The organism is Kitasatospora sp. NPDC057518, assembly GCF_042802075.1.
Lineage (GTDB): Bacteria > Actinomycetota > Actinomycetes > Streptomycetales > Streptomycetaceae > Kitasatospora.
Window position 1 is genome coordinate 1 of record NZ_JBHVEU010000230.1, and the last position, 14396, is coordinate 14396.

A 14396-nucleotide genomic window follows, 5' to 3' on the forward strand; every position below is an offset into this window, starting at 1 on the left:
GCAGGTGGGCCGCACGCCCGATGCCGCCGCGGACGGCGCGAGCAGCTGACGGTCCGGTCCTGTCGAGGCGGTCCGGGACCGCCGGCTGCCGGCCGTCCCGGACCGCGGACCCGAGCGGGGAGCCCGGCGGGGAGCCGGGCGACAACGGGGACCAGGAGCCAGGGAGCACCGGAGGCGCCGGGGGGAGCGCCACCAGGGCCGTCGCCCGAATGCGTGTATCGCTCTCTTGACTGGCGTCACCGAAGCGCCATACTGGGCCTCACTCCCCGCTCGCACAACGAGGTGCCCGCCCATGGAGCTCTCACCCTCGGCGCACGTGGACACGTTCTGTCGAGACCACCTCCCGCCCTTCGAGCAGTGGCCCGAACTCCTCTTCGAACTCCCGGAGTTGGCCTACCCCGACCGCCTGAACTGCGCCGCCGCCCTACTCGACGACACCATCGAACGCCTCGGCCCGGACCGCCGCTGCCTGCTCACCCCCACCGGGAGCTGGACCTACGGCGAACTGCGCGGCCACACCGACCGGATCGCCCGCCTGCTGACCGAGGACCTCGGCCTCGTCCCCGGTAACCGGGTCCTGCTGCGCGGCCCCAACACCCCCTGGCTGGCAGCCTGTTGGCTCGGCGTCCTGAAGGCCGGCGGGGTGGCCGTCACCACCATGCCACTGCTGCGCGCCGCCGAGCTGACCGAGCTCACCGGCATCGCCCGGCCCGCCCTCGCCCTGTGCGACCACCGCTTCCTGGACGAGCTGGACCGGGCCCGGACTCCCGGGCTGCGGGTTCTCCCCTACGGTGGCCCCGGCCCCGAGGACCTCACCGCCCGCTGCGCCGCCAAGCCCGCCGGCTTCCCCGCCGTCCCGACCGCCGCCGACGACGTCGCGCTGATCGCCTTCACCTCCGGCACCACCGGCCGCCCCAAGGCCACCCTGCACTTCCACCGCGACGTGCTCGCCATCGCCGACACCTTCTCCCGCCACCTGCTCCACCCCACCCCCGAGGACCTCTTCACCGGCACCCCGCCGCTCGGCTTCACCTTCGGCCTCGGCGGCCTGCTGGTCTTCCCGCTGCGGGCGGGCGCCGCCGGCCTGCTGCTGGAGCAGGCCACCCCCGAGCAGCTCGCCGAACAGGTCCGCCGGCACCGGGTGAGCGTCCTGTTCACCGCGCCGACCGCCTACCGGGCGATCCTGGCCGCCGGGCTGGCCGACCGGCTGGCCGGGGTGCGGCACTGCGTCTCGGCGGGCGAGCCGCTGCCCGCCGCCGTCTGGCAGGCCTTCCACACGGCCACCGGACAGCGGCTGATCGACGGCATCGGCGCCACCGAGCTGCTGCACGTGTTCGTCTCGGCCGCCGGCCGGGACATCCGCCCCGGCTCCACCGGCCGGCCCGTCCCCGGCTTCCGGGCCGCGGTCCTGGACGGGCAGGGCCGCCCGGTGCCGGACGGCGAGCCCGGGATGCTCGCCGTCAAGGGCCCGACCGGCTGCCGCTACCTGGACGACGAGCGCCAGCTGGACTACGTCCGCGGCGGCTGGAACCTCACCGGTGACACCTACGTCCGGGACCGCGACGGCTACTTCTGGTTCCGGGCCCGCAACGACGACATGATCGTCTCCTCCGGCTACAACATCGCCGGGCCCGAGGTGGAACAGGCGCTCGCCGCCCACCCCGACGTGGCCGACTGCGCGGTGGTCGGCGCGCCGGACGAGCGGCGCGGCGCGGTGGTCAAGGCGTACGTGGTGCTGCGCGCGGGCGTACCGGCCAGGCCGGAGACGGCCCGCGCGCTCCAAGAGCACGTCAAGCGCGCCATCGCGCCCTACAAGTACCCGCGGGCGGTCGAGTTCGTGCCCGAGCTGCCGCGCACCGCGACCGGCAAGCTGCACCGCGCCGAGCTGCGCCGACGGGCCGCGCTGACCCCGGCCAGCGTCACCGTCGAGCGCCGGGTGGAGTGGTCCGACACCGACGCCGCCGGGCACTACCACTTCTCCGCCGTGCAGCGCTGGGCCGAGGCGGCGGAGGCGGCCCTGCTGCGCCGGCTCGGGCTCGCCGAGCTGTTCGGGCGGATACCCCGGGTGCACTTCGAGGCCGACTACCGCGAGCGGCTCTGGTTCGGCGACCTCGTCCGCACCGAACTGCGGGTGGTCCGGGTCGGCGGCTCCTCCCTGCACTACGCCTTCGAGGTGCACGGCCCGCACGGACTGGCCGCGAGCGGGCGGATGTCGGTGGTGCACGCCGCGCCGCAGGACGGGGGCTCCCAGCCGTGGCCCGCGCAGGTCCGCCGCACGCTGGCCGAGGCGGGGCCGCAGCGGCCCGAGGTGCTCGCATGAGCACGGCACCGGACCGCGCGGGCCGACCGGACGCGGCTCCGCGGGCGGTGCGCCGGATCGCGGTGATCGGCGCCGGCCCCGGCGGGCTCTACTTCGCCGCCCTGGCCAAGCAGCTGGCACCCGACCGGGACATCACCGTCTTCGAACGGGACGGCCGGGACGACGAGTTCGGCTTCGGCGTGGTCTTCTCCGACGAGACCCTGGACGGCATCGCCCGGGCCGACCCGCTCGTCTTCGCCGCGATCAGCGCCGAGTTCGCCCGCTGGAGCGACATCGACATCCGCTACGCGGGCGAGGTCCGCACCAGCGGCGGCCACGGCTTCGCCGCCCTGGACCGCAACCGGCTGCGCGCCGTCCTCCGACAGCGCTGCGCCGAGCTGGCGGTGGACGTGCGCTACCGCACCCCGGCCCCGCCCGTCGACCGACTGGCCGCCGAGTACGACCTGGTGGTGGCCGCCGACGGAATCCGCTCCGGCACCCGGGCCGCCCACCCCGAGAGCTTCCGCCCCGACCTGGACGACCGCCACTGCCGCTACATGTGGCTCGCCACCGACAAGGTCTTCGAGGCCTTCACCTTCATCGTCGAGCGGTACGACTTCGGCGTCCTCCAGGTGCACGCCTACCCGTACAGCGCCACCCGCTCGACCTTCATCGTCGAGGCGGCCGCGGACGCCTGGCACCGCGCCGGCTTCGAGGCCTTCGCCGCACGGGAGTCGGCGCGCGGCGAGAGCGACCTGGCGAGCGTGCGGCGCTGCGCCGAGCTGCTCGCCGGGCACCTGGACGGCCACCGGCTGATCCCCAACGCCTCCCGCTGGATCCGCTTCACCACGGTCCGGAACGCGAGCTGGCGCCACCGCAACGTGGTCCTGCTCGGCGACGCCGCGCACTCCGCGCACTTCTCGATCGGCTCCGGCACCAAGCTCGCCCTGGAGGACGCCCTCGCCCTGGCCGCCGCGCTGAGCGAACAGCCCACCCTGGACGCGGCGTTGGCCGGGTACGAGGCCGAGCGGCGCCCGGTGGTGGAGTCCACCCAGCGCGCTGCGCAGGCCAGCCTGGAATGGTTCGAGACCATCGGGCGGCGCACCGGGCAGGGGATCGACCGGTTCGCCTTCAACCTGCTCACCCGCAGCCGGCGGGTCACCTACGGCAACCTGCGGGCCCGCGACCCCGCCTTCGTGGACGCCGTGGACACCGCCTTCGGCGGCTCGCCCGGGGTGCCGCCGATGTTCCGGCCGCTGAAACTGGGCGCGCTGGAACTGCGCAACCGCGTCGTGGTGCCCCCGCTCGCCACCTTCACCTCTCCCGACGCGCTGCCCAGCGGCTTCGACCGCGCCCAACTGACCGGCCACGCGCTCGGCGGCGCGGGGCTGGTGATCGCCGGGATGACCGCGGTCAGCCCCGAGGGCCGGGCCACCGACCGCTGCCCGGGCCTGTGGGCCGACCACCAGGAGGCCGCCTGGCGCCGACTCGTCGACGCCGTACGGGCGGTGAGCGACACCCCGCTCGGCATCCAGCTCACCCACGCCGGCCGCCGGGGCGCGACCGCCGTCCCCGGACCGGACGGCGTCGGGCGCCCGCTCGCCGAGGGCTGGCCGCTGATCGCCCCCTCGGCCCTCCCCTGGGACACCGGCAGCCCGGTGCCGCACGAGGCGAACGACATCCAACTGACCGCCGTCACCGCGGACTTCGCGGCCGCCGCCGAGCGGGCCGCCCGGGCCGGCTTCGACGTGCTGGAGCTCCAGTTCGGCCACGGCCACCTGCTCTCCTCCTTCCTCTCCCCGCTCACCAACCGCCGCACCGACCGCTACGGCGGTCCGCTCGCCCACCGGCTGCGGCTGCCACTGGAGGTGCTGACGGCGGTGCGCGCCGTCTGGCCGGCCGGGCGGCCGCTGCTGGTGCGGATCTCGGCTTGCGACTGGGCGCCCGGCGGCACCACCGAGGAGGAGGCCGTGGCGATCGGCCGCGCGCTCGCCGGGGCCGGGGCGGACGCGCTGGACGTCTCCACCGGCGAGGTGGTGGCGCACCAGCGGCCGCCGTACGGGCGCGGCTACCAGACGCCGTTCGCCGAACTGGTCCGCGCCGCCACCGGCCTGCCGACCATCGCGGTCGGCGCCATCTCCGGGTTCGACGACGCGGACTCCGTCCTGCTGGCCGGCCGGGCCGACCTGGTCGCGGTCGGCCGCGCCCACCTGTACGACCCGCTCTGGACGCTGCACGCCGCCGCCGAGCGGAACCACACCGGGCCGGGCGCCCGCTGGCCCGAACCCTGGCGGGCCGGCAGCCGGAGGCCGCCCGGGCCGAACGCCGACCGGGTCGCCCCGCGCCTGCACCTGCTGCGCGAGCCGCCCCCGCCCGTCCACCGCCGCTGGTCACCGGACCTTCCGTGAGCGGCCCCCGAGCCCCTCGAGAAGCCGTCGCGTTCCCCACCGCAGCCCCCGAGGAGGGACGAGGAACCATGCCCGACCTGCCCCGCTTCACCGCCGCCGCCGTCCAGGCCGCCCCGGTCTACCTGGACCCGGCCGCCACCGTCGACAAGGCCGTCGCGCTGATCCACGAGGCGGCCGGGCACGGCGCCGAACTGGTGGTCTTCCCCGAGGTCTTCGTGCCCGGCTACCCGTACTGGAACTGGACGATGAACCCGGTGCAGGGCTCGCCCTGGTACGACCGGCTGTACCGGTCCGCCGTGGACGTCCCCGGCCCGTACGTCGACACCCTGCGGGCCGCCGCCCGGCAGGCCGGCGTGGTGCTGGTGATCGGGGTCAACGAACGCGGCCGGCCCGGCCTCGGACCGCTGTACAACACCCTGCTGATCATCGGCGCGGACGGCGAACTGCTCGGCGTGCACCGCAAGCTGGTGCCGACCTGGGCCGAGAAGCTGACCTGGGGGCAGGGCGACGGCAGCACCCTCACGGTGCACCCCACCGCCGTCGGCCCGCTCGGCGCGCTGGCCTGCGGCGAGAACACCAACCCGCTGGCCCGCTTCACGCTGCTGGCCCAGGGCGAACTCGTCCACGCCGCCTGCTACATCGCGCTGCCGGTGGGCCCCGAGGACTACGACATGGCGGACTCCATCGCCCTGCGCACCGCCGCGCACTGCTTCGAGGGCAAGGTGTTCTCGGTCGTCTCCTGCTCCACCGTCTCCCCCGAGATCGTGGACCTGATCGCCGGGGACGACCCGCGGCTCCGCAAGCAGCTCGCCCGCCCGCACAGCGCCCTGTCCGGGATCTTCGGCCCGGACGGCCGCGCCGTCACCGAACCGCTGGTGGACGAGGAGGGCATCGTCTACGCCGAGATCGACCTCGGCCGCTGCGTCCAGCCCCGGCAGATGCACGACATCGTCGGCCACTACAACCGCTTCGACGTCTTCCGGCTGCACGTGGACAACCGCCCGCTGCGGCCGCTGGTGTTCCCCGAGGAGGAGGCATGACCAGCCCCGAACGCACCCCCGGTCACGACGGTCACGACGGTCGCGGAAGCCATGCCGGTCACGACGGTCACGACGGTCACGACGGTCACGACGACGACCGGATCGGCCGGGCCAGGGTCACCGAGAGCCCGGAACTGCTCGCCTACTACGAGGAGTTGGCCAAGTACCAGGCCGGCGCCCTGTGGACGGTCGCCAACGAGATCGAGCCCTGGTACCCGCAGCCGAGGTCCGTCCCCGTGCTCTGGCGCTACGCCGACCTCCGCCCACTGGTGCACAAGGCCCTGCCCCTGGTGAAGGCCGACGACGCCGGGCGCCGGGTGGTGATGCTGGTGAACCCCGGCCGCCGCGAACTGAGCGCCGCCGTAGGCCTGTTGTACACCGGGCTGCAGATCATGGGCCCCGGCGAGGCGATGACGGCGCACCGCCACCAGGCCTCCGCACTGCGCTTCGTCCACGAGGGCACCGGCGCCTGGACCGTCGTGGACGGGCAGAAGCTCAAGGTCGGCCCGCGCGACTTCGCGATCACCCCGAACAACACCTGGCACGAGCACGGCAACGAGGCCGACGACGCCCCGGTGATCTGGCAGGACGGCCTGGACATCCCGCTGGTCAACACCCTCGACGCCAACTTCTACGAGGTCCACCCGGAGCTGTACCAGCGGCCCGGGCCGGTCACCGACTCCTCGCTGCTCAGCTACGGCGGCAACCTGCTGCCGTACGGCGTCGAGAAGTGGACCCGCCCCTACTCGCCGCTGTTCGGCTGGCCCTGGGAGCCCAGCTACCACGCGCTCTGCCGACTCGCCCGCGCCACCGAGGGATCGCCCTTCGACGGCGTGGTCATGGAGTACACCAACCCGGTCACCGGCGGCCCGGTGATGCCGACCATGTCCGCCCACCTGCAACTGCTGCGACCGGGCCAGGCCACCCGCGCCCACCGGCACACCGGCTCGGTGGTGTACACCGCGGCCAAGGGGCGGGGCGTCTCGGTGATCGCCGGCCACCGCTTCGAGTGGCAGCGGGGGGACGTCTTCGTCGTCCCGTCCTGGGCCTGGCACGAGCACGCGAACCTCGACCAGGGCGAGGACGCCTGCCTGTTCTCCTTCAACGACTTCCCGGTGATGCACTCGCTCGGCCTCCACCGCGAAGAGGCCCACCCGGACGGGCAGCAGCCCACCACCACCGCCTGACCAGGAGCCCCACCGCCATGCACCTGTTGACCTTCCGAATCGCCGACCTCGCTGCCACCGCCGAAGCCGCAGCCGCCCCGCGCCTCGGCGCCCGGCTCGACGGCGACCGGGTCGCCGACCTGACCGCCCTGGCCTCCGCCGCCGGTGTTCGACTCCCGCCCGACCTCCTCGGGTTGATCCGCGCCGGGGAACCGGCCCTGGCCGTCGTCCGCGAGCTGCTCGCCGGCTCCCCGGCCACCAGGCCGCTCGCCGAGGTCTCGCTGTGCGCGCCGCTGCGCCCCGGCAAGATCGTCGGCGTCGGCCTCAACTACGTGGAGCACGTGGCCGAGTCGCACCGCACCCTGGACACCGACCGCGAACTCCCCGACCGCCCGGTGCTGTTCGGCAAGCCCTCGACCGCCGTCACCGGCCCGGGCGGGCCCATCCCGCACAACGCCGACCTCACCAAGCAGCTCGACTGGGAGTGCGAACTCGCCGTGGTGATCGGCGCGCCCGCCTTCCGGGTGGCCGAGGCGGACGCGCTGCGGCACGTGTTCGGCTACAGCATCGTCAACGACATCAGCGCCCGCGACCAGCGCCGCTCCGGCCAGTGGTTCTTCTCCAAGGGCCAGGACGGCTACGCCCCCTTCGGCCCGGTCGTGGTGACCGCCGACGAGATCCCCGACCCGCAGCGGCTCGACCTCTCGCTGAAGGTCAACGGCGAGCCGCGGCAGGACTCCAACACCCGCCACATGCTGTTCGGCGTCGCCCGGCTGATCGCCGACATCTCCTCCGGCGTCACCCTGGAACCGGGCGACGTGATCGCCACCGGCTCCCCCTCCGGCGTCGGCGCCGGGATGGTGCCCCCGCGATTCCTCCAGCCCGGCGACCTCGTCGAGGCCACCATCGAGCGGATCGGCACGCTCGCCAACCCCGTGGTCGACGCCCGCTGACCAGCCCCGACCGGAAAGGACCGTCCGCCCGATGACCACCTACCGGATCGGCCAGATCGTCCCGAGTTCCAACGTCACCATGGAGACCGAGGTCCCCGCCCTGCTGCGGGCCCGCGAGGCGGTCGCCCCCGAGCGGTTCACCTTCCACTCCAGCCGGATGCGGATGACCAGGGTCACCCCCGAGCAACTGCGCGCCATGGACGCCGAGTCCGACCGCTGCGCCGCCGAGCTCTCGGACGCCCGGGTGGACGTGCTCGGCTACGCCTGCCTGGTCGCGGTGATGGCCACCGGCCACGGCTACCACCGCGAGGCCGAGCGGCGGCTGCACCTGCGCACCATCCAGAACGGCGCCCCCGCGCCCGTGGTCACCAGCGCCGGCGCCCTGGTCGCCGGGCTGCACGAACTCGGGGCCGCCAAGGTCGCGATGGTCACCCCGTACCTGCGGCCGCTGGCCCGGACGGTGGTCGAGTACCTCGCCGCGGAGGGCATCGAGGTGCTCGACCACGCCGCCCTGGAGATCGCCGACAACCTCGACGTGGCCGCCCACGACCCGGCCCGGCTGCCCGCGATCGCCCGCGGGCTCGCCCACGCCGGGGCGGACGCCGTGGTGCTCTCGGCCTGCGTACAGCTGCCCTCGCTGTCCGCCGTCGAGGAGGCCGAGCAGCAGCTCGGCAAGCCCGTGGTCTCGGCCGCCGTCTGCACCACCCACCAGCTGCTGCGGGCCCTCGGCCTGCCCGCCTTCGCCCCCGGGGCCGGGACCCTGCTCTCCGGCGCCTACGCGTAGCGGGCGGTAGCGGTACGCGCAGGAGGCGTCACCCGTAGCAGGTGTTCCGTGCGCTTCCCGCCGGATCGGCGCATCCGGCAAAGATCGGCAAGACCCTTCCGATGTCCCGCACCCTCGTTATGATCGCCACCAGTCGCCGGGGAGGAGGGCCCGCGCATGTCCGAGAACGCACCCCGGCCGAGCTCCCTGATCAACACCGTCTACGGCGAGTTCGTCCGCCGCCTCGGCGGCTGGATATCCATCGCCGACCTGATCGCCCTGCTGGCCGAGCTGGACGTCGACGGCCCGGCCGTCCGCTCGGCGACGTCCCGGCTGAAGAAGGCCGGCACCCTGCTCCAGGAGCGCCGCGGCGGAACCGGCTACCGGCTCGCCCCGGCGGTGGAGCCGGTCTTCGAGGAGGGCGACCGGCGGATCTTCCACAGCCTGGAGCCCGCCGCGCTCGCCGACGGCTGGGTGGTGGCGGTCTTCTCGGTGCCCGAGTCCGCCCGCGCCCACCGCCACCAGCTGCGCTCCCGGCTGAGCTGGCTCGGCTTCGGCAACGCCGCCCCGGGGGTCTGGCTGGCGCCCGCCCGGCTGCTGCCGGACGCCCGCCGGCTGCTGGACCGGCTCGGGCTGAGCGCCTACGTCCACCTGTTCCTCTCCGCCGAGTACGCCGGCTTCGCCGATCTCCGGACTGCGGTGGCGAGTTGGTGGGACCTCCCGGCGATCGAGGCGCAGTACGCGGCCTTCGCCGACGCCTGGCACCCGGCCGCCGAGAAGCGGCGCGACCGGTCGCCGGTCGACCCGGCCGAGGCGTTCCGCGCCTACGTGCCGATGCTCACCCAGTGGCGCCGCCTGCCGTACCTGGACCCGGGGCTGCCCGCGCAGCTGCTGCCCGCCGGCTGGAACGCGGTGCCGGCCCGCGCGGTGTTCACCGAGTTGCACGGACTGCTCGCCGAGCCCAGTCTTCGGTACGTCGAGAAGGTCACCGGGCTGTCCCGCCCCCCGGTGCGTCCGGCGATCCAGGAGCCGCAATGACCGACCCCGCCCCCGTCCCCGCCGACCTGCTGATCCGGGCCGCCGCCGTGCACACCCTGGTGCCCGGCGAGCCGCCCCGCCGGGCGGTCGCCGTCACCGGCGGCCGGATCACCGCCCTGTCCCCCGCGCCCGACGGCCTGGACGCCCTGGTCGGCCCGGCCACCGAGGTGGTGGACGCCCCGGGCTCGACGGTGCTGCCCGCCTTCGACGACACCCACACCCATCTGGTCATGGCCGGGCACAGCGTCCACGGCGTGCCCGTCCACCGGGCCCACGACCTGGCCGGGTTCCTCGCCCTGATCCGCGAGCGCGCCGCCCGCACCCCCGCCGGGGAGTGGATCCAGACCACGGTCAACTGGCAGGAGGTGCTGCTGGCCGAGCAACGGATGCCCACCACCGGGGAGTTGGACGCGGCCACCGCGGACCACCCGGTGCTGGTGCGCCGCGGCGCGTACAACATGGTGCTCAACTCGGCCGCGCTGCGGCTGGCCGGGATCACCGAGGCCACCGAGGCACCGCACGGCGGCGTGATCGAGCGCGACGGGCACGGGCGGCTCACCGGCCGGCTGGTCGACCGGGCGGTCGAGCCGGTCGAACGGGTGCTGCCGCGCCCCACCCTCGCGGAGCGGATCGAGGGCCTGCGCGCCGCCTCCGCCGACTTCGCCGCCACCGGCATCGGCACCGTCCGCGACTGCCTGGTCCCGGTCGAGGACCTGGAGGTGCTGGACGCCGCGCGGGCCGGGGGCGCCCTGGCCGTCCGGGTCCGGGCGCTGGTCTCCGGCTTCGCCGCCCGCACGCCGGAGCAGGTGGACGCGCTGCTGGAGCGGATGGACGCCTGGCGCTCCGCCGGCCGGGACGACGGCCGACTGAGCCTGTGGGGCGTCAAGTTCGGCATCGACGGCGGTTTCGAGGCGGGCGCCGTGGAGGAGCCCTACCGGGGGCAGCCGTGCTACCACGGCCGGCTGCTCTGGGAGCCGGCCGAGCTGCTCGCGGCGGTGGACCGGGTGGTCGGGCGGGGCTGGCGGGTCGGCGTGCACGCCTGGGGCGACCGCGGGCTGCGGGTGCTGCTGGACGTCTTCGAGCAGGTGGCCGCGCGCCGCCCCGGCCTACCGCCCGGCACCCTGGTGGTCGAGCACGGCGGCCTGGCCCGCCCCGAACAGCGGGCCCGGGCGATCGCCCTCGGCATCCCGGTGACGGTCCAGCACCCGCTGCTGCACGACGGCGCGCCCACCCAGCAGCGGGCCTGGGGCGAGGAGCGCACCGCCGCGCTCTTCCCGCTGCGCGAGTGGCTGGACGAGGGCGCGCTGATCACCGGGGGCTCGGACTTCCCGGTCGGCCCGTACGGCGCGATGGTGTCGGTCTGGGGCATGACCACCCGGGGCACCACGGCCGGGGTGGTCGGCCCGGAGCACGCGATCGGCCGGGCCGAGGCGGTCGCCCTGCACACCGTGAACGCGGCCCGGCTGACCGGCGAGAGCGCGGCGCGCGGCAGCCTGCGGCCGGGGGCGTTCGCCGACCTCACGGTGTGGCCGGTCGATCCGCTGGACTGCCCGGTGGACGCGCTGCGCGACCTTCGCCCCACCCGCACGGTGGTCGACGGCCGCACCACGCACCGGAGTTGATGGATCGTCAGGCCGCCGCGAGCTCCCGCAGGTCGATGCCGCGGTGCAGCGCGCGCAGGTCCTCGTGCAGCGTGGACGGCGGAACGGCGAGCACCCCGCACCGGGCCCGGGCCAGGCACTGCCGGGTGACCGAGCGGCGCGTCAGCCCGCGCAGCCTGACCCGCAGGCCGCCCTGCTCGCCGGTGCTGACCACCAGCAGGTCGCCCGGACGGTCGGCGAGCCCGGTCAGCACCGTGGCGGCATCGCCGCGCACGACCAGCGGCCGCACCGGCACGCCGATCGGCAGACCGCCGAAGGCCTGCTCCAGCGCGCTCGCCATCCGCGCCTCGGCGAGTTCCTGCCAGGCGCGCAGCAGCGGCGGGCACGGCCGGGCCCGGTAGTTGCGCTCGCCGCCGACCGGCGTCCAGGCCAGCACCGGCACCAGCACCGCCTGCCGGACCCGGGCCTCCTCGGCCGCCCGGTGCAGGGCGGTCAGGCTGTGCAGGGAGCCGCTGACTCCGACGATGACGCGGGCGCCGTCCGACATGATCCTTCGCTTTCCGATGTCAAAACTCTTCAATGTCTGCGATTAGGTTGCCACACTCCCGATTTGGCCTGCAAATCGAAGGCATTAACTGAATATCACCGTGCATCGCTCGGTATACCCATGCCCTGGGCGCAATATTCGAGCACCTGTTCGAACAAGGGCGTACGCTGACCCCATGCACGGCACCGTCCACCTCCAGCCCTCGCTGTTCGACGACACCGACCGCGGCGGCGTCCGCCTCGGCCCGCTCGACGGCCTGCGACGGCAGCCGCTCGGCGACGGCGCCTGGCTGGACCTGCTCCCGGGCTGGTTGCACGGGGCCGACGAGCTGTTCGAACAGCTGGCCGCCACCGTGCCCTGGCGCGCCGAACGCCGCGAGATGTACGAGCGGACGGTCGACGTCCCGCGCCTGCTGGCCTCCTACCCGGCGCACGCCGAACCGCCGCACCCGGCGCTCGGCCTGGCCCGGGCCGCCCTGAGCGACCACTACGCCCGGGAGCTGGGCGAGCCGTTCCGCACCCTCGGACTCTGCTACTACCGGGACGGCCGGGACAGCGTGGCCTGGCACGGCGACCGGATCGGGCGCGGCGCCCGCGAGGACACCATGGTGGCGATCCTCTCCGTCGGCGAGCCGCGCACCCTGGCGCTGCGGCCCCGGTCCGGCGGCACGACCGTCGTCCGCCACCCGCTCGGCCACGGGGACCTGGTGGTGATGGGCGGCTCCTGCCAGCGCACCTGGGAGCACGCGGTCCCCAAGACGGCCCGCCCGGTGGGCCCGCGGATCAGCGTCCAGTTCCGGCCGCACGGGGTGTCCTAGGCATCGTCGTCGGGGACGCCCGCTTGCCGCGCACCCGCCGGGCGCGGAGGCTGACGGGTGGGGCCGTTGCTCCGGGCACCGGACGCCGGGCGCCGGACACCGGGCCCGCCAGGAGGACCGCATGCCGAAGCCGGGCAACTACCGCCCCGGGGTCCCGTGCTGGGTCGTGCTCACGACGCCGGACACCGCACGGGCGCAGGCCTTCTACGGCGCGCTGTTCGACTGGGAGTTCGTCCCGACCGGCCCCGCCGAGGCGGTGGCCACCCGGTACGGCGCCCAGGTCGCGGCCGTCGAACGGGCCCGGCCGAGCGACCCGCCCGCCTGGACCACCTTCCTCGCCTGCCCCGACCCGCTGCGCACCGCCGCCGCCGTCCGGGCCGCCGGCGGCCGCCTCGCCCGCGAACCGTACGAGGTGCCCGAGCAGGGCCGCGCCGCGCTCGCCGTCGACCCGCTCGGTGCCCGCTTCGGGCTGTGGCGGGCCGGCACCATCGACGGCGCCGGCCTGGTCGACGAGCCCGGCGCGTTCGCCTGGAACGAGCACCTCTCCACCGACCCCGACGCCGCGCGGGCCTTCTACCGCCGGGTCGTCGGCTACAGCTACGACCGGCCGCGGGCTGGCCACACCCTCGCCCGGGTGGCCAGTCGGCCCGCGTGCAGCATCGGCCCCTCCGACCCCTCGGGCCTTGGCGCCGGTCCGGAGGGAGGCGCACGCTGGCTGGTCCACTTCGCGACCGAGGACACCGACCGCGCGGCCGACCGGCTGCGCGCCCTCGGCGGCGCCGTCGTCACCGGTCCGGCGCCGGGGCCGTTCGGCCGCACCGCGCTGGTCCGGGACGACGCCGGCGCGGAGTTCGTGCTGGTCGCCGTCCCCGCCCGCGACTCCGCGGCCGCGGCCTGAGCCCGGGCCGCCGACGCTCCCGCGCTTCACCCGGGGAGCCGGCGAGGCCGCTGCCGCCCCGTCAACTTGCCTCTACGGCAAGAAGATTCAGTACGACCCCACCGCCCGAGGGCGGCCGGACCCGCCGACCCGGCTGTCCGTTGCGCCCGCTACCGTGCTGATATGAGTTCCTTCCTGCGCGCGTACCTGGTCGACCCCGCGGAGCTCCGTGCCCGCGTCGGCAGCGGCGACGACGGAGCGGTCGACGAGGCCCTCGCGTACTTCGGCCCGTCCCTGGACAGGTCCGACGAACACTTCGCCGACGAGATCGCGCAGGGCGCCCCGACCGCCCTGGAGGCGCTGCGCGCCGTGGTGCACGGCGGGCCCTTCTCCGGGAACGAGGACCACGCCTTCCAGTACGGCTACGCGTACCGGCGGCTGTGCTGGCTGGTCGGGCAACCCCTGGAGGTCGACTCCTTCGGCCCGTTCCGGGGCAACTGGCTGGAGGTCGTCGACGACGGTCTGAAGGCGTACGGGATCACCGCCGTCTCGGTCGCGGACTTCCAGTACGGCGGCGGCCTTCCCACCGGACTGCCCTTCTGCGCGGTGCCGTCCTGCGGCACCTGGTCGGCCGGGGACTGCGGGCAGGCGCTGGACCGGTTCGACCGGGCCGGGCGCGAGGGCCGCGCCCCGGTGCCGGAGCGCGAGGTGGCCGAGGCCGTCGCGGAGGTCGTCGGCTGGCTGCGGATCGCACGGAGCCGGAAGGGCACCGACATCGTCGGCTTCGTCTCCTGAGCCGGTGCCGGCGCCCACGCCCGGAGCGCCCACCCTCACGTACGGCCGGGAGTCCCGCACGACGACGGGACTCCCGGCCCTGTCTCTTATAC

At 75.1% G+C, this 14396-nt stretch carries 11 protein-coding genes and 2 pseudogenes; 12 read left to right on the forward strand and 1 reads right to left on the reverse strand.

The annotated features are described in order from the left end of the window. Positions 1 to 292: 292 nt before the first annotated feature. The 9 genes and pseudogenes from ACFU7Z_RS23015 to ACFU7Z_RS23055 form a co-directional block, all read left to right on the forward strand. Positions 293 to 1891 (forward strand): annotated as a pseudogene (locus ACFU7Z_RS23015) (AMP-binding protein); the annotation flags it as partial. Between the two features lie 84 nt (positions 1892 to 1975). Next, positions 1976 to 2320 (forward strand): annotated as a pseudogene (locus ACFU7Z_RS23020) (acyl-CoA thioesterase); the annotation flags it as partial. Then, a complete protein-coding gene (locus tag ACFU7Z_RS23025) occupies positions 2317 to 4707 on the forward strand; it encodes an FAD-dependent monooxygenase (RefSeq protein ID WP_380779310.1) in 2391 nt (796 codons plus the stop codon). The pseudogene ACFU7Z_RS23020 and the gene ACFU7Z_RS23025, both read left to right, overlap by 4 nt. Positions 4708 to 4775: 68 nt before the next feature. Continuing rightward, positions 4776 to 5747 carry a carbon-nitrogen hydrolase family protein gene (locus ACFU7Z_RS23030; protein WP_380779312.1) on the forward strand — a complete coding sequence of 324 codons (972 nt, stop codon included), beginning with the start codon at positions 4776 to 4778 and terminating at the stop codon, positions 5745 to 5747. Further along, positions 5744 to 6934 (forward strand): cupin domain-containing protein, encoded by a 1191-nt coding sequence (locus ACFU7Z_RS23035; RefSeq protein WP_380779314.1) that lies wholly within the window; start codon positions 5744 to 5746, stop codon positions 6932 to 6934. Before ACFU7Z_RS23030 ends, ACFU7Z_RS23035 begins: the two co-directional genes overlap by 4 nt. Before the next feature lie 17 nt (positions 6935 to 6951). Continuing rightward, positions 6952 to 7866, forward strand: coding sequence for a fumarylacetoacetate hydrolase family protein (locus ACFU7Z_RS23040; RefSeq protein WP_380779316.1), 915 nt, complete (start codon positions 6952 to 6954; stop codon positions 7864 to 7866). A 31-nt stretch (positions 7867 to 7897) separates the two neighbouring features. Beyond that, complete coding sequence (locus tag ACFU7Z_RS23045) at positions 7898 to 8650, forward strand: Asp/Glu racemase (protein ID WP_049650649.1); 753 nt, start codon at positions 7898 to 7900, stop codon at positions 8648 to 8650. A 156-nt stretch (positions 8651 to 8806) separates the two neighbouring features. Continuing rightward, positions 8807 to 9667 (forward strand): PaaX family transcriptional regulator C-terminal domain-containing protein, encoded by an 861-nt coding sequence (locus ACFU7Z_RS23050; protein WP_380779318.1) that lies wholly within the window; start codon positions 8807 to 8809, stop codon positions 9665 to 9667. Next, positions 9664 to 11289, forward strand: a complete 1626-nt coding sequence (locus ACFU7Z_RS23055; protein ID WP_380779319.1) for an amidohydrolase — start codon at positions 9664 to 9666, stop codon at positions 11287 to 11289. Before ACFU7Z_RS23050 ends, ACFU7Z_RS23055 begins: the two co-directional genes overlap by 4 nt. A gap of 7 nt (positions 11290 to 11296) precedes the next feature. On the opposite strand, the gene ACFU7Z_RS23060 is transcribed toward ACFU7Z_RS23055, so the two are convergent. Next, the gene (locus tag ACFU7Z_RS23060) at positions 11297 to 11815 is read right to left on the reverse strand and encodes a universal stress protein (protein ID WP_074004506.1); all 519 of its coding nucleotides are present in this window, start codon (positions 11813 to 11815) and stop codon (positions 11297 to 11299) included. A gap of 175 nt (positions 11816 to 11990) precedes the next feature. On the opposite strand from ACFU7Z_RS23060, the gene ACFU7Z_RS23065 reads away from it, so the two are divergent. The 3 genes from ACFU7Z_RS23065 to ACFU7Z_RS23075 all read left to right on the forward strand — a co-directional run bounded on the left by ACFU7Z_RS23065 (position 11991) and on the right by ACFU7Z_RS23075 (position 14304). After that, positions 11991 to 12632, forward strand: a complete 642-nt coding sequence (locus tag ACFU7Z_RS23065; RefSeq protein ID WP_380779320.1) for an alpha-ketoglutarate-dependent dioxygenase AlkB — start codon at positions 11991 to 11993, stop codon at positions 12630 to 12632. 121 nt (positions 12633 to 12753) lie between these two features. After that, entirely contained in the window at positions 12754 to 13530 is a 777-nt protein-coding gene (locus tag ACFU7Z_RS23070; RefSeq protein ID WP_380779322.1) for a VOC family protein, read from the forward strand. A 162-nt stretch (positions 13531 to 13692) separates the two neighbouring features. Then, positions 13693 to 14304, forward strand: a complete 612-nt coding sequence (locus tag ACFU7Z_RS23075; protein WP_049650655.1) for a hypothetical protein — start codon at positions 13693 to 13695, stop codon at positions 14302 to 14304. Positions 14305 to 14396 lie beyond the last annotated feature (92 nt).

Coding starts and splice junctions, on each gene's coding strand:
- ACFU7Z_RS23060 (WP_074004506.1), bottom strand. CDS start 11,815: ATGTCGGACGGCGCCCGCGTCATCGTCGGAGTCAGCGGCTCCCTGCAC.
- ACFU7Z_RS23040 (WP_380779316.1), top strand. CDS start 6,952: ATGCACCTGTTGACCTTCCGAATCGCCGACCTCGCTGCCACCGCCGAA.
- ACFU7Z_RS23075 (WP_049650655.1), top strand. CDS start 13,693: ATGAGTTCCTTCCTGCGCGCGTACCTGGTCGACCCCGCGGAGCTCCGT.
- ACFU7Z_RS23050 (WP_380779318.1), top strand. CDS start 8,807: ATGTCCGAGAACGCACCCCGGCCGAGCTCCCTGATCAACACCGTCTAC.
- ACFU7Z_RS23070 (WP_380779322.1), top strand. CDS start 12,754: ATGCCGAAGCCGGGCAACTACCGCCCCGGGGTCCCGTGCTGGGTCGTG.
- ACFU7Z_RS23035 (WP_380779314.1), top strand. CDS start 5,744: ATGACCAGCCCCGAACGCACCCCCGGTCACGACGGTCACGACGGTCGC.
- ACFU7Z_RS23055 (WP_380779319.1), top strand. CDS start 9,664: ATGACCGACCCCGCCCCCGTCCCCGCCGACCTGCTGATCCGGGCCGCC.
- ACFU7Z_RS23065 (WP_380779320.1), top strand. CDS start 11,991: ATGCACGGCACCGTCCACCTCCAGCCCTCGCTGTTCGACGACACCGAC.
- ACFU7Z_RS23025 (WP_380779310.1), top strand. CDS start 2,317: ATGAGCACGGCACCGGACCGCGCGGGCCGACCGGACGCGGCTCCGCGG.
- ACFU7Z_RS23045 (WP_049650649.1), top strand. CDS start 7,898: ATGACCACCTACCGGATCGGCCAGATCGTCCCGAGTTCCAACGTCACC.
- ACFU7Z_RS23030 (WP_380779312.1), top strand. CDS start 4,776: ATGCCCGACCTGCCCCGCTTCACCGCCGCCGCCGTCCAGGCCGCCCCG.